This window comes from Pseudomonas sp. WS 5532, from assembly GCF_012985445.1.
Lineage (GTDB): Bacteria > Pseudomonadota > Gammaproteobacteria > Pseudomonadales > Pseudomonadaceae > Aquipseudomonas > Aquipseudomonas edaphica.
Window position 1 is genome coordinate 265,711 of sequence record NZ_JAAQWK010000009.1, and the last position, 19,685, is coordinate 285,395.

Sequence of the window (19,685 nt, forward strand, 5' to 3'; positions counted from 1 at the left end):
GATGAGTGTGTCCCCGCGACAACATTGGATCGGCGTATTAGCCCGCGCCCAGCTCAATGAACTGCAACCCTTTGAGGCCGCGTTGAAAGACGCCGAGTACCAACTGATCCGCGCCCCGGAAATCGGCATGACTCTGGTGCGCGGGCGCATGGGCGGTGACGGCGCGGCCTTCAACGTCGGCGAAATGAGCGTGACCCGCTGCGTGGTGCGCCTGGCCGACGGCCGCACCGGCTACAGCTACCTGGCCGGGCGCGACAAGCTGCATGCCGAGTTGGCCGCGTTGGCGGACGCCCATCTGCAAGGCACGCAACCGAGCCTGTGGCTCAGCGACTTGATCACCTCCCTGGCCACTGCCCAAGCCAAACGCCGCGCCGAAAAAGAAGCTGACACCGCTGCCACCAAGGTCGAGTTCTTCACCCTGGTGCGAGGAGAAAACTGATGAACGCTCACCTGTTGCAACCGGCGTTTGTCGAGCCGGTGCTGGATGCCCAACGCGGTTTTCGTGCGGCCCTCAAGGCGCTGGCCGAACCCGGTTTGATCCAGCATCTGCCGTCCGCGCCACGCCTCGACGGCCTGGCGCCGGCTACTTACGCGCTGTGCCTGGCCCTGCTGGATATGGACACGCCGCTGTGGCTGGCGCCGAGCTTCGACACGCCGCTGATCCGCGCCAACCTGGCCTTCCACTGCGGTTGCCCGCTCACCGATAAACGCGAAGACGCGGTGTTCGCGCTGCTCGGCGAGCAAGACCTGCTCGACCTCGGCGGCTTCGACCACGGCAACGACCGTTACCCGGATCAGTCCTGCACCTTGCTGGTTCAGCTTACCGACCTGGAGTCCGGTCGCGGCCTGCACTGGCGCGGCCCAGGGATCAAAACCCAGCGCCTGGTCAACCTGCCGGTGCCGCAAGCCTTCTGGCAAGAGCGCCAACGCCGCGAAGCCTTCCCGCGTGGTCTGGACCTGGTGTTCACCGCCGGCCACCACCTGATCGGCCTGCCGCGCAGCAGCCGCATTGCACAGGAGCACGCCTGATGTACGTAGCCGTCAAAGGTGGCGAACAGGCCATCGACAACGCCCACCGCCTGCTGGCGAAAAAACGCCGGGGCGATACTGCGATTCCCGAGTTAAGCGTGACGCAAATCCGCGAGCAATTGCCGCTGGCGGTGGCGCGGGTGATGACCGAAGGCTCGTTGTTCGACGAAGAGCTGGCGGCGCTGGCGATCAAGCAGTCAGCAGGGGATTTGGTCGAGGCGATCTTCCTGCTGCGCGCCTACCGCACCACGCTGCCGCGCTTCAGCCCGAGCCTGCCGATTGATACGTCGCAGATGTGCTTGAGCCGACGTTTGTCGGCCACGTTCAAGGACGTGCCCGGCGGCCAACTGCTCGGCCCGACCTTCGACTACACCCACCGCCTGCTGGATTTTTCGCTGTTGGCCGAAGGTCAATACCCAGGCCCGCAGACCACGAAGGATGCGCAAATTGACGCCTGCCCTCGGGTACTCGGTTTGCTCGCCAAAGAAGGCTTGATCAAAAACGAAGCCGACGACAACGCCAGCGTCGCCGACATTACCCGCGACCCGCTGGAATACCCGGCCAGCCGCGCCGAGCGCCTGCAAGCCCTGGCCCGTGGCGACGAGGGTTTCCTGCTCGCGCTGGGCTACTCGACCCAACGCGGTTACGGCCGCAACCACCCGTTTGCCGGTGAGATTCGCATCGGCGACGTCGAGGTGTGGATCGACCCCGAAGAGTTGGGCTTTCCCATCTGCCTGGGCAGCATCGAAGTCACCGAGTGCGAGATGGTCAACCAATTCGTCGGCTCGGCCACCGAGCTTGCGCAGTTTACCCGTGGTTACGGCCTGGCGTTCGGGCATGCCGAGCGCAAGGCCATGGGCATGGCGCTGGTCGACCGCTCGCTGCGCGCCGGGGAATACAACGAAGAAGTCGTTTCACCGGCCCAGCGCGAAGAGTTTGTGCTGGCCCATTGCGACAACGTCGAGGCGGCGGGGTTTGTTTCGCACCTCAAATTGCCTCACTACGTGGACTTCCAGTCCGAGCTGGAACTGATCCGCAAACTGCGCCAACCGGCCGAGGGCAACCGCCATGAATGACTTGACCCAACCGGCTGTGCGCGACCCGGCGTACAACTTCGCCTACCTCGACGAACAGACCAAACGCATGATCCGCCGCGCCTTGCTCAAGGCCGTGGCGATTCCCGGTTACCAAGTGCCGTTTGGCGGCCGCGAAATGCCGTTGCCTTACGGCTGGGGCACCGGCGGCATGCAATTGACCGCCGCGATCCTCGGTGATGATGACGTGCTCAAGGTGATCGACCAGGGCGCCGACGACACCACCAATGCCGTGTCGATCCGGCGCTTTTTCGCCCGCACGGCGGGGGTTGCCACCACCGAAGCGACGCCCGACGCCAGCGTGATCCAGACCCGCCACCGCATCCCGGAAACGGCGCTGCAGGCCGGTCAGATCATGGTTTACCAGGTGCCGATCCCCGAGCCGCTGCGCTTTATCGAACCCTCGGAAACCGAGACCCGCACCATGCACGCCCTCAATGACTACGGGGTGATGCACGTCAAACTCTACGAAGACATCGCCACCTTCGGCCATATCGCCACCAGCTACGCCTACCCGGTGATGGTCGATGAGCGCTACGTGATGGACCCGTCGCCGATCCCCAAATTCGACAACCCCAAACTCGACATGAGCCCGGCGCTGATGCTGTTCGGCGCCGGTCGCGAAAAGCGCCTGTACGCGGTGCCGCCGTACACCCAGGTCACCAGCCTGGACTTCGAAGACCATCCGTTCGAAGTGCAGCAGTGGGAACACAACTGCGCCATCTGCGGCAGCCACGATTCCTTCCTCGACGAGCTGATTCTCGACGACGCGGGAACCCAGAGTTTTGTGTGTTCCGACACCTGGTATTGCGCCCAACGGGTCAAGGAGAACAACCAGTGAGCCAGCCTTTGCTTCAAGTACGTGACCTGTCGTTGCTGTACGGCCCGGAGAAGGGTTGCCAGGGCGTGAGCTTTGATCTTTACCCTGGCGAAGTGCTGGGAATTGTCGGCGAATCCGGCTCAGGTAAATCCACCTTGCTCTCGCTGCTGAGCGGGCGTTTGCCGCCGCAAGCGGGCAGCATCGGCTACCGCAGCAAGGACGGCGAATGGCTGGATTTGTACAGCGCCAGTGAAGCCGAGCGCCGCACCTTGCTGCGCACCGAGTGGGGCTTTGTCGAGCAGAACCCACGGGACGGCCTGCGCATGGGCGTGTCGGCCGGCGCCAACATCGGCGAACGCCTGATGGCCCAAGGCCTGCGCAACTATGCGCAACTGCGCGGCGCCGGTCTGGATTGGCTTGGCCAGGTGGAAATCGACCCGCAGCGCATCGACGATTTGCCGCGCACCTTCTCGGGCGGCATGCAGCAGCGCCTGCAAATCGCCCGCAACCTCGTCTCCAGCCCGCGCCTGGTATTCATGGACGAACCCACCGGCGGCCTGGATGTGTCGGTGCAAGCGCGCCTGCTCGACCTGTTGCGCGGCCTGGTACGTGAGCTGGATCTGGCGGTGGTGATCGTCACCCACGACCTGGCCGTTGCACGTTTGCTCGCCGACCGCCTGATGGTGATGCGCCGCTCCCATGTGGTGGAAACCGGGCTCACTGACCAGATCCTCGACGATCCACAGCACCCTTACTCTCAACTGCTGGTGTCTTCGGTATTGCAGCCATGACAAATGCCTTGATCGAGGTCCGTGACCTCTCGAAAACCTTCACCCTGCATCAGCAACACGGCGTGGTGCTTAACGTGTTGCGCGGTGTGGCGTTCAGTGTGCAGGGCGGTGAGTGCCTGGTGCTGCATGGCCAGTCCGGCGCGGGTAAAAGCACCTTGCTACGTACCCTGTACGGCAACTACCTGCCGGCGGGCGGCAGTATTCGTGTGCAGCATGCCGGTGAGTGGCTGGAGCTGGTCGGCGCCGAGCCGCGTGACATTCTTCAGGTGCGTCAGCAGACCCTCGGTTACGTCAGCCAGTTTCTGCGCGTCATCCCCCGCGTGGCCTGCCTGGACGTGGTGATGGAGCCGGCCCTGGCGCGTGGCTGGTCGAAGGCCGATGCACAGGCCCGCGCCGAACAGTTGCTCACGCGTCTGAACATCCCGCAGCGCTTGTGGCAATTGGCGCCCGGCACGTTCTCCGGTGGCGAACAACAGCGCGTCAATATCGCCCGGGGCTTCATGGTCGCCTGGCCGGTGATGTTGCTGGACGAACCTACCGCGTCCCTGGACGACAACAACCGCCAGGTGGTGCTGGAACTGATGAACGAAGCCAAGGCCGCCGGCGCGGCGCTGATCGGCATCTTCCACGACCGCGCCGCCCGTGAAGCGGTCGCCGACCGCCATTTCGACATGACCCCATCGCCCGTCGCCCAAGAGGAATACGCCCATGCCCGCTGAACAGATCCTCACCCATGCCCAGGTCGTCACGGCTGAGCGCATGTTCCTGGGCACGGTGGTGCTGCGCGACGGCAAGATTGTCGACCTCGCCGAAGGCCGCAGCCAGTTGCCCCAGGCCCAGGACCTGGGCGGCGATTGCCTGCTGCCGGGCCTGGTAGAGCTGCACACCGACAACCTGGAAAAACACATGACCCCGCGCCCCGGCGTGGACTGGCCGTCGATCTCGGCGGTGCTCAGCCATGATGCGCAAATCATCGCGGCGGGGATCACTACAGTGTTCGACGCAGTGTCCATCGGCGATGTGAACCCCAAGGGCAACCGCATGAAAAAGCTGCCGGTGATGCTCGACGCGATCGCCCAGGCTGAAGACGCCGGCTTGACCCGCGCCGAACACCACCTGCACCTGCGCTGCGAGCTGTGCCACCCGGACACCCTCAGTGTGTTCCGCGACCTGGTGGAAAACCCGCTGGTGCGGCTGGTGTCGGTGATGGACCATTCGCCGGGCCAGCGCCAGTTCGTGCTCGAATCCAAGTACCGTGAGTACTACATGGGCAAGTACCACCTCAACGACGAAACCATGGACGCGTTTATCGTGCTGCAAATGGCCAATTCCAAGCAATACAGCGACCGCTATCGCGCCGCCATTGTTGCGCATTGCCTGGAACGCGGCCTGTCGGTGGCCAGCCATGACGACGCGACGCTGGCGCATGTGGAGGAGTCGGCGGGCTATGGCATGACCATTGCTGAATTCCCCACCACACTTGAGGCGGCCAAGGGCTGCCAGGCGCTGAACATGAAAGTGCTGATGGGCGCGCCGAACGTGGTGCGCGGAGGGTCGCACTCGGGTAATGTGGCCGCCGCCGGCCTGGCTGCCGAGGGATTGCTGGATATACTTTCCAGTGATTACTACCCGGCCAGCCTGTTGCAGGCGGCCTTTGTTCTGGCCGATCAACAGGATGGCGGCGACCTGTCGCGGGCCGTCAAGATGATCAGCCTGGCGCCTGCACAAGCGGCGGGCCTCAATGATCGCGGTGAAATTGCCATTGGCCTGCGGGCGGATTTGGTGCAAGCCCGCCGCTGCGAGGGGCTTCCTGTGGTGCAACAAGTCTGGCGACAAGCGAAGAGGGTGTTTTGATGGCAGGCAGGTTGATCTATCTCATCGGGCCATCCGGTTCGGGCAAGGACAGCCTGCTGGATGCCGCACGCCCACGCTTGGCCGAGCGCGGCTGCCGCATTGTGCGCCGGGTGATCACCCGCTCGCTGGAAGCGGTGGGCGAGGCCGCACAAGGGGTGAGCCCGGAACAGTTCGCCGCGCTGCTGGCCGAGGGCGCGTTTGCCCTCAGTTGGCAGGCCAATGGCTTGTGGTATGGCATTCCCAAGGCCATCGACGAATGGCTGGCGGCGGGGGACGATGTGCTGGTCAATGGTTCGCGTGCGCACCTGGCGCAAACCCGCGAGCGCTATCCGAGCTTGCTGGTATTGCTGTTGACGGTGGATCAGGCCGTATTGCGCCAGCGCCTGATGGCACGCGGGCGCGAGTCCCAGGCCGATATCGAGGAACGCCTGGCGCGCAATGCGCGGTTTACTGCTGATTTGATCGCGGGCAATGGCCGCGGATTGTTTGTACTCGACAATTCCGGTCCGCTGGAAAACACCGTCGAGCGCTTGCTGTGCTGCCTCGATCACGGGCACACGGCATGCGCCTGACCTTACTGGGCACCGGTGATGCGCGGCAGGTTCCGGTGTATGGCTGCGAGTGCGCGGCGTGCGGTCTGGCGCGCAGCGACGCCAGCCTGCGCCGCCGCCCGTGCAGCGCGTTGATCGAGTGCGGCGAGCAGCGCTGGTTGATCGACAGCGGCTTGCCCGACCTCTGTGAACGCTTCCCGCCACGCAGCTTCAACGGGATTTTGCAGACGCACTATCACGCCGATCATGCGCAGGGTTTGTTGCACCTGCGCTGGGGCCAGGGCTTGATCATTCCGGTACACGGCCCCGCCGACCCGGAGGGTTTGTCCGACCTCTACAAACATCCAGGCATCCTCGATTTCAGCCAGCCGTTTGCCGAGTTTGAAACACGGCAGTTTGGTGAGCTGAGCGTCACTGCATTGCCGTTGCAACATTCAAAACCGACCTTGGGTTATCTGCTGGAAGGCGAGGGGCGGCGCATCGCCTACCTCACCGACACGGTGGGTTTGCCGCCGGTCACGCTGGCCTGGTTGCAACGGCAGCCGTTGGACGTGTTGGTGCTCGACTGCTCCATGCCGCCGCAGCCGCAAGCGCCGCGTAACCACAATGACCTGACGTTGGCGTTGCAGAGCATTGAGGAGACGGGTGCGAAATTGGGCGTTTTGACCCATGTAGGGCACACCTTGGATGCCTGGTTGCTGGAACACCGACGCGAGTTGCCACGGCATGTGACGGTGGCCTGGGATGGCCGGATTATTTGAACACCGCATAACCCTGTGGGAGCTGGCTTGCCTGCGATGGCATCAACTCGGTGTGCCTGATGTGCAGAGGTGCCTGCATCGCAGGCAAGCCAGCTCCCACATTTAGACTGTGTTGCATCAGGTAGATAGGCTTTTGCTTTGCACTTGATCTGGCTCTTGCTTCAACCACTCGACTCCAAAGCGCGCTGCAAACGCCTTGCGCCCCTTGGCGGTGACCCCCAGCGCGCGGCTGTCCAGATCCTGAGTCACCCACCCGCGATGGATCACGCATTGCAAAAAACCTGCGCCTAATGCCCCGGCCAAATGCGGGCGGCGCATGCTCCAGTCCAGGCAGGCACAGGCGAAACGCCGACGTTGCGCGCGTAACGCAGGCATATTCAGCCCCAACGCGATCATTGCGGTTTCGCCGGGGGCCGTCAGTGCATAGGTGCCGTCGCCAACCAGCCAACCAGAGGCAATGAAATGGTCGTGCAGGTGCACCGCCAGCGTGCCGGCCATGTGGTCGTAGCAGGTGCGTGCGAGCTGCAGGCGGTTGGGCGTGCTGGGGACAAATGCCTGGGCGGTGTTGCGGCTGATCACCATCAACCCTTCGATGGCCTGGGCCACGTGTGCGCCGGCGAGGCTGTAGTAGCGGTGTCGGCCCTGGGTGTGCAGCTTGAGCAGGCCATCGTCCTTGAGCCTGGCCAAGTGGGCGCTGGCCGTCGAGGTGCTGACGCCGGCAATCACGGCCATCTCGGTACTGGTGCGCGCATGGCCATCCATCAGCGCGCAGAGCATTTTTGTGCGCGCAGGCTCTGCTATCGCACCGGCGATTTGTGAGAGTGCCGCGTCATCATCAAAGGCGTTCATATTTCGTTCCTGAACGAATCATTGCCGCGTGGGAGGGCCGATAGTAACGCCTCTTTAAGCACAGGACGTCCCGGATGACACCGCTGCAAGCCGCTACCCATGTTGATCCCTATCCGTATTACGCAAGCCTGCGTCGCCATGAAGAACTGCTGTTCGATGCCGAGCTGGGCCTGTGGGTCGCCAGCCGCGCCAAGACGGTGGAGGCGGTGCTGGCACACCCGGATTGTCGCGTACGCCCATTGCATGAGCCGGTGCCCAAGGCGCTTGCACAGGGCGCGGCAGGACAGGTTTTTGCGCGGTTGATGCGCATGAACGAAGGCCCGGCGCATCGATGCCCGCGGGCGGCGATTGAACCCGCGTTGGCGGCGGTGGAGGCGTCGGCCATTGCTGAACGGGTCGCTCGGTTGATCGGCAGCGTGCAGACCCTGGATGCACTGATGTTTACCTTGCCCGTCTCGGTGGTCGCGTCGCTGCTGGGATGCCCGGCGCCACAGCTGGCATGTGTCGCCGGGCTAACGCGGGCGTTTGTCGCCGGCCTTTCACCGCTGAGCAGTGAAGCGCAGTTGTGCAATGCGCAGGCCGGCGCGTCGCAGTTGCAGCAGATGTTTTGTGCGGTGTTGGAAGAAACAGCGCTGCTGGCTCATATCCGCAGTGGCAACTGGGAAAGTGCGCAGGTATTGACGGCCAATTTGATCGGCCTGTTGTCGCAGACCTGCGAAGCCAGCGCCGGGTTGATCGGCAACTCACTGGTGATGCTCGCGCGGCACCCTGAGCGGGTTGCGCAGATTATGCGCACGCCAGCCCTCGCCACGGCGCTGGTGGAGGAGGTGGCGCGTTACGATTCACCGGTGCAAAACACACGGCGATTCGTGGCGGCGCGCTGCACCATCGGCAACCGGGTGTTGGCGGCGGGAGAGAGTGTTTTAGTCCTGCTGGCATCGGCCAATCGGGACGCTGAGGCCAACCTCGATCCCGACAGTTTTGTGCTGGCGCGCACGCAACGGCGTCTGTTCAGCTTTGGTATCGGGCGCCATCAGTGCCCAGGCCAACAGATGGCGTTGACGATCGCCGCGCAAGCGCTGTTGGGTTTGTTGCGTCATCAGCCTGCCTTGCTGGCGGACGCTGGCCGGTTCAGCTACTGGCCCTCGCTTAACGGCCGTATCCCCAGGTTCAGCGCTGCGGCGCTAAGCCAGTAACCCTTCTCCCTATTCCACAAACGCTTGAGCCTTGGTACTCGCCATTCGACCTGCCGGAAGCGATCAGCTCGGCGGTAGCGCGCTCGATGAGGGCGAGAATATTCTGGCGGATGCGGCGTTGGAGAAGTGGGTGCGTTGTTAACCGGTCAATTCCGGCGCCCGGCTATACAGGTCCTGAGACACCCATTGCTGCACGATAACGTTCGGTAAAAACGCCGGGCTCAGCGCCCCTGCTGCGCTATGATCCTGGGCGGACCATTACGCGAGTGAATTATCCAGTGAGCCCGTTACCACGGATTGGTGTTGGCCTCAGAGCCCCCCACTATCAAGATTTCATGAACCATCACCCTGCGGTCGATTGGCTGGAGGTACATACGGAGAACTACCTGGGCCCCGGAGGGAAAGACCTGCATATCCTCCGTCAGTTGGCACAGCGCTACCCGATCAGCCTGCATGGCGTCGGTTTGGGTATCGGCTCAGTCCATGGCTTTAGCAACGCACATGTCGAGCGAATTCGGGCCTTGGCCGAGCTGATCAACCCCTTTCTGATTTCGGAGCATTTGAGCTGGGGGGCTGTGGAAGGGCGCTGCTTGAATGATTTGTTGCCATTGCCCTTGGTGGAGGCGTCACTGAACCTGGTCTGTGATCGGGTCGATCAGGTTCAAAACGCTCTGGGCCGGCCGCTCATGCTCGAAAACGTGTCCACCAGCTTGCGGTTCAAGGGCGACACGCTGGGAGAAACCCAATTTCTCGCTGAAGTGGTCGCACGCACGGGGAGTGCTGTGTTACTTGATCTGAACAACCTTTACGTGAACCAGTGCAACCACGGTGAACCTGCGCTCGAGGCGATGCGCAGGCTGGATTCGACCAGCGTTGGCGAATTGCACCTGGCCGGCCATAGCCACGCTGAGGGGCTGTTGATCGATGACCATGGCAGTGCTGTGGCGGAGCCGGTCTGGTCGTTGTATCGCACGGCTTTGCGTCAGTTTGGGCCGGTGCCGGTGCTGGTCGAATGGGACACTCACCTGCCGCCGCTGGGCGAGTTGCTTGATCAAGTACGGATCGCCAGGGCGATTGCCGAAGAGGTGTTGCATGACACTTGAAGAACTGGCGGTGTTACAGCTCGAATTTTCCCGCGCTCTGGAGGACCCGGCTCCATCACCCCGCTTACCGCAGAGCTGGCTGCTGGCCGGTGTATCGGGTAGTGAACGACGCTTCGCTCGCTACCGCAGTGGCCTGTGGCAGCATCAGGAGCAATCGTTGGCACTCACTCATCCGGTGATCAAGGCATTGGTGGGCGATGAATTCTTTCGCACCCTGGCTTTTTCCTATGGTCAACGGTATCCCTCGCATCACCCTGATCTGGGGCGGTTCGGTGAGCACCTCGCGGAGTTTCTGGGTACTTATGTGCCCGTGGCAGCGTATCCGTATTTCGCCGACGTGGCAGCCTTGGAGTGGGCAGTTCATTGCGCCTGCACAGCCAGTGACGTCAATGCATTGGATGCTCGGGCAATGGCGGCGATAGGTGCCCAGGCCCTGGAAAGTACGCAACTCACTTTGGCTCCGGGTTGTGCATTGGTGAGCAGTGGGTGGCCGATCTTTGCTATCTGGGCGGCCCATAACAAGGGTGACCAGAGCGTGCCGAAGGTGGCCGGTGGCGCCTGTTCGGCGCTGGTGTATCGAAGTGGCTGGCGCGTGGAGGTTCGCGAGGTTGATGCTTGGGAGTTCACTGCACTGGCCCGTCTGCTGGAGCATGCGACCTTGGGGGATGCACTGCTGGCCGCGCAGGAACACTATGCAATGAATCGCGATGACGGCGCGTTCATTGACAGCGCTGCATGGGTGACGCGCTGGTTGTGTGATGGGTTGCTGGTCGCCATACCGTAGGTTTTTGAACAGCATTGTTTCACTGGGTGTCACGCCGCTTTCCCAGGATAGGCGCGCAGAGCCGTGGCCGGGAACCAAGGGCTTTCAGATGATTGGATCCAATTTTAACATCTTGAAACATTTGCCGGTCTGAATTAATTCGACATATTTAAGCCATGGGCTATAAAAAATAACGCATAGAACAAAAGCAGTTACCAAGTGTGCATTCAGGAATAAGCACTGTCCGTGCTCCTTTGCTGATCTGGTAACGATACGCTTGGCAGCGTGCGTCTTTGGCTAAGAAAGACGCGTCGCAGACCCGGGTCAGGAATGGATTCCGACGATGCCGCCCCGTGCGGCAAAGTTTTGCAAGGAGCAACACATGCATCCGATCTGCTTAACAGCCGCCTCTGCGTCGTGTCGGCCGGAGAACCTTCTGGTTGCGGGGCACAAAAGCTCCGAGCTTCGGCGTCATGTCGAGTGCCTGGTTCATTCCCTTCGTCTGATCTTCTGCCCCACCTTGATCGCCGAGCCCTGAAAGGCTCCGATCGGCTCAGTGTCGTCTTCACATCTTTGATGAATAACCCCTGACTGGCTCCAATGTTAGTTGGCTCACGTACGTGAGCGTAAAAAAAATAATTGAATGTACCCATCCTTAACCGGGAACTTGCGTGATGAATCTAAAAGATATTCTGGTAGCCACCGCCTTGGCTTCTATCAGCGGTGCTGCGTTGGCCGATGCAGCCACCGAGAAAACAGTAGAAACCGAGGTCTGCTACGGTGTGGCCAAGGCAGGGCACAATGATTGCTCCGACAGCAGTTGCCTGCATGACTGCTCGGAATCGAGCAAGGTCGACAATGACCCGAACGAGTGGATGGCTGTGCCCAAAGGCACGTGTACGCAAATGGGCGGGGTGCTCAGAGCCCAGCCTTATGCATGCCAGGCCGATGAGCAGACGGAAACTTCGGTGAAGAGTGCGCAAATGGGCGAGCGCCTGTTCAATCAAGGCGATCATACCCGTGGTATTCCTGCGTGTTCTTCATGCCATGGCGTGGCCGGTGATTCGCAAAATGCCGACTATCCGAAGTTGTCAGGACAGTTCGGCAAATACCTTGACTCCCAACTGCGTGCCTTCCGCGACGCTTCTCGCCCGTCCCCTGTCATGGTAGCGGCTGCCAAATCCCTGAATGACGAAGACATTGCCAACGTGGTGCAGTACCTGGTCCAGCCCTCGACAACAGCGGTGCCGGCGACGGTGCAAGGTCAGGCTGATACGACCGGCCCGGTAACGGCGGTCACACGCTGATAACAGCGACTGCGCCGGGATGAAATCCCGCCTTTTTAAATACACTCACCTTACGCTGCTCATGCGTTGAATATCGACTAAGTATCACAGTCGATTGCGTGGTTAGTTGCGCGGGCGAGGCGTTATTAAGTTGCAGGTTTTAATGCGGCTCGACGGCCGTCGAGTGTAAAAAAGCAAAATAAAAAAAGACAAAGGCTTGTTGATTTAAAGATGGTTTTCAGTATTGTCTGTCTATGGACGCCACCGCTTGAAAGGGACTGCAAACATGTCGGGTGAAAATGTGGAATATGACTCAGTGGCTGACCGTTTGAATTCGGTGATAGTGAGTTCATTCACGGGGCAATGCGTTGAGCAGAAGGGCACCTCCAAGTATGAATTCAGGCAAGACGAATTTTGGCGCAAGCTGGAGCGTTGGCATTCGGTGGATGCGGATACATTTCTCAATCATCTCTGGCAAGAAAAGAATGCGGTGACCAGTGTTGCGGTACTGGGCGATCTCATCAAAGATATAACGCCTGCCGGTTTTGTGAGCGATATTGAGAAGGGCCATCAACTGGCCCCGATGTCGATAAGACTGACACCCTATATTTTGTCATTGATTGATTGGTCTAATCCTTATTTTGACCCGTTGCGTCGACAGTTCTTGCCACTGGCGTCGGAAATCGAAGTTGATCACCCCATGGTCCAGCTTGATCCGATGGGCGAACAGAATGACTCCCCCGCCATGGGCCTTACTCACCGTTACCCGGACCGTGTGTTGTTTCTGGCAACCAATGTATGCCCGGTCTACTGTCGTTACTGCACCCGTAGTTATGCGGTGGGGCTGGATACCGATGTGGTGACTAAGCAGAAAATCAATGCACCTGGAGAGCGTTGGGAGCCGGCGTTTCGCTACATAGCAGCCAACTCCAGCGTGGAGGATGTGGTGGTTTCCGGTGGCGATGCTTATCGCCTCAAAGCGCGGCAGATCACTGATATTGGCGAGCGTTTGCTGGAGATTCCCCACGTGCGGCGCATGCGTTTTGCCACCAAGGGGTTGGCTGTACTGCCGATGAAAATCCAGAGTGATCACGAATGGACCGATGCCATCGCTCGCTTGTCCGATCGTGCACGCAAAATGGGTAAGTCGATCGCCATTCATACGCACTTCAATCACCCTAATGAAATTACCGACATGACGGTGAAGGCACTGCGGATTTTGTATGAGCGGGGTGTGGAGGTCAGAAATCAGGCGGTTATCTTGAAAGGCGTTAATAATAACGCGACGGACATGCATCGGCTGAATGAGTGCCTGGCGTATTGTAATGTGCGTCCATATTACTGTTTTCAAGGTGACATGATTCGGGGCGTAGAAACACTAAGAACCAGCCTTGCCGACTCTATCGCCCTGGAGAAGTCGACGCGCGGCTTAATCGCCGGGCATAACACGCCGCACTTTATTGTGGACTTGCCGGGTGGTGGCGGTAAACGTGATATTCATAGTTTTGATTATTATGACAAGCACGTAGGTGTGGCTGTTTACCGAGCGCCAGCGGTTAAGAAAGACAAGTTCTTTTTGTATTGTGATCCGTTGCATACGTTGGCTTCGGATGTTCAGGCGTTGTGGCTGAGTCCCGCGTCGAGGACGCAGTTGCTGAATGACGTTGTACACGCTGCATACTAACGAAATGTTCAATCACCGTGAATGGAAGCATCGAAATGAACCAAGTTAATAAGATTGATTGGATTCGTCACCAGGACTACCTTCAGGCCATCGCGCAGTCCAAGTCGACGGGTAAGCCGATACTGATTTATTTCAATAGCCGCTCATGTGGCGGTTGTAACCGGCTGGTGGACAGTGTTTTGAATGATCCGCAATTGATTGGAGCGGTCAGCGGCTCGGTGATTCCAGTCTGGGTCGAAGTGGAAAACGACAAGCCGGATCCACGTATTTCAGAATTGGTAGGCAGCCACATTTTTATTATGTCGCCGGTCCTCCAGCTTATTTCCAGTGAGGGGGATATTTACCACAAGTTCCTGGGCGCTCCCCTGCACACAAGGCTGGACTTGGGTTATTGCCGTGTGCATCACGATGTGGCCGGTGATATCGATGCCAAAGAAGTCCTCGCGCAATTGTCGGTAGGCCTGGCTAAACAGGCGATGGCCTCCCACAACTATAGCGTGGCTGAGTCTCTCCTGAGAAAAGGACTGGATACTCGCGATGCCGAAAGTATCGCAGTGCGTGAAGCTGAGTACTGGCTGCCGATCGCCCAGGCGCGTGGGCAATATCCTGAAGACAGCCTGCCCGAAACGGGGATTGCGCAGACCCCTATCGCTCGAGAAGTGCGACGTTTTTGCAATACGCTGATTCAAGTGCCGGATCATGAATTGATGGTCGACTGGCCCGGCGTACAGGGTGAAGGCGGTTGGGCGCATTACACCGACTGTCTGCGTGAACTGTGCCTGGGTATTTATCAAATGCTGATGGATGTTGCCACGGACGCAGCGCAACAGCGAAACGCGCAAGGTCGAGGCTTGAGTCGTGCGCAGATGATCGTTCGTGACTGGCAAGTGGCATTCCGGGATCTGCAGGCCAGCCTCATCGGGCTCAAGGGCGCTGAATACGATCAGCAGCATCTCCATCAGAATTACACCCTCGGCAAGCAGCGCACGATCCGCAACAATATTGTGCACTGCGTCATGGCTGAGTTCTGGGCGCATGCCCCCGCCATACGTTCGACCCTGGAGGCGAGCCGCTCGAATATCGAGAGAACGGATAAGGTCAGCCCGGCGATGCTCAACTGGGAAAAATATGGCCCAGCGCCGTCTAACTTCGGCAACCTCCATTCTCTGCTGGCGCTTTGGGAGCAGCGTCATCAGCAATTGGTTGAGGAGTTCTCGGGTATCAGCGATGCCGAGCTCGACGCCACCCGCAGCTGGTGGGAGGACTCACCGGTCTCGATAAAATTCCGTATGTGCCGCTTGGGTTGGCATTTCCATGATCATGCAGCGGTTGTCGAAACCATCTGCCAGCGCATCGGCCACGAACGTTCGGAGACGGAGTTGCTGGCCAAGCTTCTGTTTAATGCGCTTGGACGTGCCGAAGGGGAAATGGTTGGCTTGTCTCACGAAGAACAGCACGCGCTTTTCGCCAATGCCGCGCAGCAATTGAAAGAGCGCAGTGACGAGCTTGCCCGGGTTTACGAGGGGTATCTCAATAAGTCCAATGCTGGCGCCCATGCTCCATTGAAAGCCCAGTCGCAAGCAGCTGCGGTGTGAATGACCCGGCGGCGCGCCTTGCGCGCCGCTTCAAGGATGGAACCGTGATGAATATAGTGCAGCAGATGTTTGGTGATCAAACCGAGACGTTCCTGGGAACATGCTGGCCGAAACACGCCTACGTCGCGGACGGTGAGATGAGCCGGTTCAGCGCGTTGGCAGCCTTGGATGAGTTCCAGGATATCCGCAAGCTCTTCAGTGCACTGCCGGGATCTGTCGATCTGCTTTTCCCCGGAGGCAAACGTATCACCGTGGCAAAGTCAGCCGACGCTCTTGCGCCTTACAACGACGGTGCCGCGATGGTTTATATAAAGGACCTGGAAGCGATTCCGACCATTTCCAAGGCCTGTGATGAGCTGGCCAGTGTGTTGGATATTCCACGGCACTATGTCAGCTGTGAAGCGTTTGCCGCCAACTATGGCGTAGAGGTCGCCACGCACTTTGATCACGAAACGAATTTCATGATCCAGATAAAGGGCGAGAAGACCTGGGCCTTTGCCGAAAATACCGCATTGCCCGATCCGATTTATCCGTTTTTCCCAAACAACCCGAACCGCTTTTACACCGACGGTATTCAGCCCTATACAGGGGCGGCCTTACCGCGCGTGATGCCTGAAAATAAACAGGTGCGGTTAGTCAAGCCGGGCACCACAACCTTTATGCCGCGTGGCTATTGGCACAGTACGGTGGCCCATGAGGAGTCGTTTTCAATAGGCTTCGTGATTAATCCTCCGACGCTGGCCGATCTCATTACCTACGCCGTGTTGGAAAAGTTGCATGGCATTGAAGCGCTCAGGGCGCACCCGCTTGATACGTTATCGGTACAGGCGCGCACGTCGATTCTGGAGAGTATTCAGCAGGGTCTTGATGAAGCCGGGAGGTTATCCAGCCAGTTGACGCCCGAGCAATTGCTTCAACGCTATAAGCAATCACGTAAAGGCAATGTGCGTACGTTGAGCGCTCTTTAAGTACGATTTAACCAGCGGACCTCTCGCCATGCGTGCAGCTCAAAGTTTATTTATCGGGATAACCGCCCTGATGCTCGTCAATGCAGTGGACGGGCTTAAGGAAGTTTACTTCGGTATGTTGGTACAAGCGCTCGACACGGTTGTCGTGACATTCGTGTTGTTTGCCATCGCTTGGCCGGTGTTTTTTATCAGTTACCTGTTGAACCCCGGTTCAACCCGCGGGATGCAAAGCCTGACCACCCACAAAGCGTCCGTGAGACGTTGCGTGGTGATGTTGAATTTCAGTTCGGCTGCGCTGTGGATCTCTTTTCTGTGTGCCTTGAAATGGGTCGAACCGGCAATTGTCAGTGCGCTGGTGGGCGGTGTCGGGATGGTGTCGGTATTGATACTGAACAAGCTGATGCGCCCGTCGGCAGTCATGATCGGTGCCGATTATTTGGCCGCTGGTCTTATCGTTTTCGCCAGTCTCTATTTGTGCTGGGCCTCATTTGCTGACCGCACCGCGGTCCAGGATGAACCAGAACGGTATCAGGTATTACTGGGTTATCTGATGATGCTGGTGTGCGGTGTTGCCATGGCATTGACCACGATTCTTTCAAAAATGGTCGCCGACCATGGTGTATCCAGTCGTTATCTCTACGCACATCGGTTTTATCTGTTGCTGGCGATTTCGGGCACCTACGCAGCGTTGAATACCGGCGCGCTGTCTGCGGTGGTCGAGCATCTAGTGACGTTAACCCTGCTGGCATTGGGAGGCGTGATATTACCGCTGCTTTTACTCCAGGAAGGCATAAAGCGCTGCGAACCTGTGACCATTGAAGCCATCCTGGCGATGGCACCGCTATTTACGATCATTTTTCAAGCTGCTGATTCGAGGCTGACGTTTTCAATGTTCAGTTTCATCGGCGTCATCCTCATTTGCATGGCGGCCACCTATAACGGTTATGCCCATTTAAGTCGGCTGCCGACTGAAGGAGTTAACGTATGAAATATGCGGTGATTGTTGATGCTTATTCCACCGGTGCGCGCCTTGCTGACGAACTTAAGCTCCGTGGCTTTGCTTGTATTCACGTGCAGACATCCGCTGAAATTCTCGATTACGACGTCGATAGCTTTCAGCCCGATGATTTTCAGCACCTGTTTGTCGCGACCCAGGATCTCAAGGCGTTGACCGACGCTCTGGCTGTTTTTGAGCCGGCCTTTATCATTCCGGGGTGTGAGTCTGGCGTTGAATTGGCGGACCAGCTCAGCGAGTTGATGGGCACGCCGGGAAATGGCACGGCATTGTCCCCTTGCCGCCGCGATAAATGGCATATGGCGCAGCGCCTGCATCACCTGGGGATTCCGGCCGCACGCGTCGCGCTGATCCATCACGCACACGATATACCCCAGGCCATCGATTTGATTGGCGACTGGCCGGTGGTCATCAAACCCGTGAACAGCGCGGGTGCCGACGGCATCTACTTTTGCTTTGATCAAGAGCAAGTCCGTCACGCCATCGACAAAGAGTTGGGCCGGCTCAACGAAATGGGGTTTATCAATGATCGCATGTTGGCAATGGAGCATCTGGCTGGGCAGCAGTACCTGATTCAAGCGGTTTCACGAGACGGCGAGCACTTGGTGTTTGAAATCTGGCGAGACAATCGCAAGCGTGTACTGGGCGCTGGCGTGGTCAATGACCGCGAAGTGCTGATTGATCTGCAATCACAAGAGGCCGCGCCGATCATCGCTTATGTGCAACGTTGCCTGGATGCCTTTGGAGTGCACATTGGGCCTTCGTTTCTTGAAGTGATGGTGACAGCGGACGGCCCCAAGTTGATCGAGTGGGCGGCCAGGATGATGGGCACCCAGGAACTCAGCGCAATGACGCGTGTAAGTGGGGTGAATGCGGTCAATCTGTGCGTGGCCTGTTACGCCGACCCAACGGCGTTTGATGCCATGCTCGATAAAGTCAATCGTTCGAATGCGACCTGTGAAGTCATCGGCATGATCAATAGCGTGTCAGGCACCGTTGTGCATCGGCATTGGCTCGATGAGCTGAGCGCCAGGCCGAGTTTTTTCAAGATGATCAGAGCTCCGCAGATAGGCGACAGTGTTGCGCCCACCATCGGCATTTCGACCAATTACGGGTTTATCTACCTTATTCACGAAGACCCGGCGGTCACCTATGCAGACTACCTGTGGATCCGTGAGAAAGAGGCTCAAGCCACCGGCTTTTTTGACGTGAAACTCAGTAGCGCAGTTGTCGCGCACCTGTGCTGAGCGCTTTGTCGCACCTGGCCCGAACCTTCCAATTGGCGGAGCATCGCTCATGAAACTTTATGTCGATCATCAATGTACTTCACCGTTCGCGATGTCGGCCTTCGTGGCCCTTCGTGAGTGTCAGGTGGCGTTTGACATGCACTATCTGAACTTGTCCCGTGGCGATCACCACCAGCAACCCTTCAGTGAGGTTTCGCTGACGCAGCGTGTACCGACGTGGGTGGAGGACGGATTTTCGCTGACCGAATCGTCCGCGATTGCCGAGTACGTGAATGAGTGTTCGGTGAACAAACCGTTGTATCCCATTGATGCGCGGGCGCGAGCCCAGGCCCGGCAGATTCAGGCTTGGTTGAGGAGCGATTTTTTCAACTTGCGCGGCGAGCGGCCCACCGAAACCATCTTTATTGAACCTGCCCATGAGCCGCTCGGGCCACTGGCTGCGAGCGACGCGCGACGGCTGGTTGAGGGCTTGTCGCACAGCTTGCGCGACGGCCGGATGTTTTTACTGGGCGAGTGGTGTATTGCCGATGTTGACGCTGCAGGCATGTTGAATCGGCTTATTTATAGTGATGATCCAGTTCCTGATGTACTCAAAGATTACGCACTTCGGGCATGGGATCGTGCGTCTGTTCGTGAGTGGCTGGAGATTGACCGTAGCAGGGCGCGGGCAGGCTGAATCAAGGTGTGAGCCCGCACCGGCAGAAATAAGAAACCTAGGGATGGCACATGGAATTATTCAACACACTGGGTAAGACGCTAATGCCCTTCGTCCCGGTTGCAGGGAAAAACGTGGGGTTTTATGCGTGTGGGCCGACGGTTTATCACTACGCCCACATCGGCAATATGCGTACCTACATATTTGAGGATGTGCTCGCCAAAACGTTACGCGAGCAGGGTTTCAGTGTGCGGCACGTGATGAACATCACGGATGTCGGCCACCTGCAATCGGACGCTGATTTTGGTGATGACAAATTGATGCTGGGGGCGGCGCGTGAACAGAAAACCCCTTGGGAGGTTGCTCGGTTTTACGAGGAGGCATTCTTCAGGCACAGCGCGTCGTTGAATGTAAAACGGCCGGA

The 19,685-nt window shown here is 58.9% G+C and carries 20 protein-coding genes and 1 pseudogene; 20 read left to right on the top strand and 1 reads right to left on the bottom strand.

The window, feature by feature from the left end; all coding sequences use genetic code 11:
- Position 1: 1 nt before the first annotated feature.
- From phnG to phnP, 9 genes are read left to right on the top strand one after another with little or no spacing between them, the layout of a single operon-like run.
- A complete protein-coding gene (phnG, locus tag HBO23_RS17835; protein WP_099490085.1) occupies positions 2–439 on the top strand; it encodes a phosphonate C-P lyase system protein PhnG in 438 nt (145 codons plus the stop codon).
- Positions 439–1,029 carry a phosphonate C-P lyase system protein PhnH gene (phnH, locus tag HBO23_RS17840; RefSeq protein ID WP_138451751.1) on the top strand — a complete coding sequence of 197 codons (591 nt, stop codon included), beginning with the start codon at positions 439–441 and terminating at the stop codon, positions 1,027–1,029. Before phnG ends, phnH begins: the two co-directional genes overlap by 1 nt.
- Positions 1,029–2,105 carry a carbon-phosphorus lyase complex subunit PhnI gene (locus HBO23_RS17845; RefSeq protein ID WP_170038999.1) on the top strand — a complete coding sequence of 359 codons (1,077 nt, stop codon included), beginning with the start codon at positions 1,029–1,031 and terminating at the stop codon, positions 2,103–2,105. Before phnH ends, HBO23_RS17845 begins: the two co-directional genes overlap by 1 nt.
- The gene (locus HBO23_RS17850) at positions 2,098–2,964 is read left to right on the top strand and encodes an alpha-D-ribose 1-methylphosphonate 5-phosphate C-P-lyase PhnJ (protein WP_170039002.1); all 867 of its coding nucleotides are present in this window, start codon (positions 2,098–2,100) and stop codon (positions 2,962–2,964) included. The genes HBO23_RS17845 and HBO23_RS17850 overlap by 8 nt, the downstream gene beginning before the upstream one ends.
- A complete protein-coding gene (gene phnK, locus HBO23_RS17855; RefSeq protein ID WP_170039031.1) occupies positions 2,925–3,734 on the top strand; it encodes a phosphonate C-P lyase system protein PhnK in 810 nt (269 codons plus the stop codon). Before HBO23_RS17850 ends, phnK begins: the two co-directional genes overlap by 40 nt.
- Complete coding sequence (gene phnL / locus HBO23_RS17860; RefSeq protein ID WP_170039004.1) at positions 3,731–4,453, top strand: phosphonate C-P lyase system protein PhnL; 723 nt, start codon at positions 3,731–3,733, stop codon at positions 4,451–4,453. The genes phnK and phnL overlap by 4 nt, the downstream gene beginning before the upstream one ends.
- Positions 4,443–5,588 (top strand): alpha-D-ribose 1-methylphosphonate 5-triphosphate diphosphatase, encoded by a 1,146-nt coding sequence (locus HBO23_RS17865; protein WP_170039006.1) that lies wholly within the window; start codon positions 4,443–4,445, stop codon positions 5,586–5,588. Before phnL ends, HBO23_RS17865 begins: the two co-directional genes overlap by 11 nt.
- A complete protein-coding gene (gene phnN / locus HBO23_RS17870; RefSeq protein ID WP_170039008.1) occupies positions 5,588–6,160 on the top strand; it encodes a phosphonate metabolism protein/1,5-bisphosphokinase (PRPP-forming) PhnN in 573 nt (190 codons plus the stop codon). The genes HBO23_RS17865 and phnN overlap by 1 nt, the downstream gene beginning before the upstream one ends.
- On the top strand, positions 6,151–6,900 hold the full coding sequence (phnP, locus tag HBO23_RS17875) for a phosphonate metabolism protein PhnP (protein ID WP_170039011.1): 750 nt from the start codon (positions 6,151–6,153) through the stop codon (positions 6,898–6,900). The genes phnN and phnP overlap by 10 nt, the downstream gene beginning before the upstream one ends.
- A 117-nt stretch (positions 6,901–7,017) precedes the next feature.
- On the opposite strand, the gene HBO23_RS17880 is transcribed toward phnP, so the two are convergent.
- Positions 7,018–7,749 carry a helix-turn-helix transcriptional regulator gene (locus tag HBO23_RS17880; protein WP_099549039.1) on the bottom strand — a complete coding sequence of 244 codons (732 nt, stop codon included), beginning with the start codon at positions 7,747–7,749 and terminating at the stop codon, positions 7,018–7,020.
- A gap of 74 nt (positions 7,750–7,823) precedes the next feature.
- On the opposite strand from HBO23_RS17880, the gene HBO23_RS17885 reads away from it, so the two are divergent.
- The 11 genes and pseudogenes from HBO23_RS17885 to cysS all read left to right on the top strand — a co-directional run.
- Positions 7,824–8,945, top strand: a complete 1,122-nt coding sequence (locus tag HBO23_RS17885; protein ID WP_170039013.1) for a cytochrome P450 — start codon at positions 7,824–7,826, stop codon at positions 8,943–8,945.
- A 278-nt stretch (positions 8,946–9,223) separates the two neighbouring features.
- Positions 9,224–10,048, top strand: coding sequence for a DUF692 domain-containing protein (locus tag HBO23_RS17890; protein WP_017136221.1), 825 nt, complete (start codon positions 9,224–9,226; stop codon positions 10,046–10,048).
- Positions 10,038–10,832, top strand: a complete 795-nt coding sequence (locus tag HBO23_RS17895; RefSeq protein ID WP_017136222.1) for a DNA-binding domain-containing protein — start codon at positions 10,038–10,040, stop codon at positions 10,830–10,832. Before HBO23_RS17890 ends, HBO23_RS17895 begins: the two co-directional genes overlap by 11 nt.
- Before the next feature lie 653 nt (positions 10,833–11,485).
- Positions 11,486–12,118 carry a DUF2282 domain-containing protein gene (locus HBO23_RS17900; protein WP_017136223.1) on the top strand — a complete coding sequence of 211 codons (633 nt, stop codon included), beginning with the start codon at positions 11,486–11,488 and terminating at the stop codon, positions 12,116–12,118.
- Positions 12,119–12,383: 265 nt separating this feature from the next.
- Positions 12,384–13,781 (top strand): KamA family radical SAM protein, encoded by a 1,398-nt coding sequence (locus HBO23_RS17905; protein WP_017136224.1) that lies wholly within the window; start codon positions 12,384–12,386, stop codon positions 13,779–13,781.
- 35 nt (positions 13,782–13,816) lie between these two features.
- Complete coding sequence (locus HBO23_RS17910) at positions 13,817–15,376, top strand: thioredoxin family protein (RefSeq protein ID WP_017136225.1); 1,560 nt, start codon at positions 13,817–13,819, stop codon at positions 15,374–15,376.
- Positions 15,373–16,344, top strand: coding sequence for a cupin domain-containing protein (locus HBO23_RS17915; RefSeq protein ID WP_157786482.1), 972 nt, complete (start codon positions 15,373–15,375; stop codon positions 16,342–16,344). The genes HBO23_RS17910 and HBO23_RS17915 overlap by 4 nt, the downstream gene beginning before the upstream one ends.
- A 28-nt stretch (positions 16,345–16,372) precedes the next feature.
- Positions 16,373–17,332 carry an EamA family transporter gene (locus HBO23_RS17920; protein ID WP_080593748.1) on the top strand — a complete coding sequence of 320 codons (960 nt, stop codon included), beginning with the start codon at positions 16,373–16,375 and terminating at the stop codon, positions 17,330–17,332.
- The gene (locus tag HBO23_RS17925) at positions 17,329–18,606 is read left to right on the top strand and encodes an ATP-grasp domain-containing protein (protein WP_017136228.1); all 1,278 of its coding nucleotides are present in this window, start codon (positions 17,329–17,331) and stop codon (positions 18,604–18,606) included. Before HBO23_RS17920 ends, HBO23_RS17925 begins: the two co-directional genes overlap by 4 nt.
- A gap of 49 nt (positions 18,607–18,655) precedes the next feature.
- On the top strand, positions 18,656–19,282 hold the full coding sequence (gene yfcF / locus HBO23_RS17930; protein ID WP_017136229.1) for a glutathione transferase: 627 nt from the start codon (positions 18,656–18,658) through the stop codon (positions 19,280–19,282).
- Positions 19,283–19,332: 50 nt separating this feature from the next.
- Positions 19,333–19,685 (top strand): annotated as a pseudogene (gene cysS / locus HBO23_RS17935) (cysteine--tRNA ligase); the annotation flags it as partial.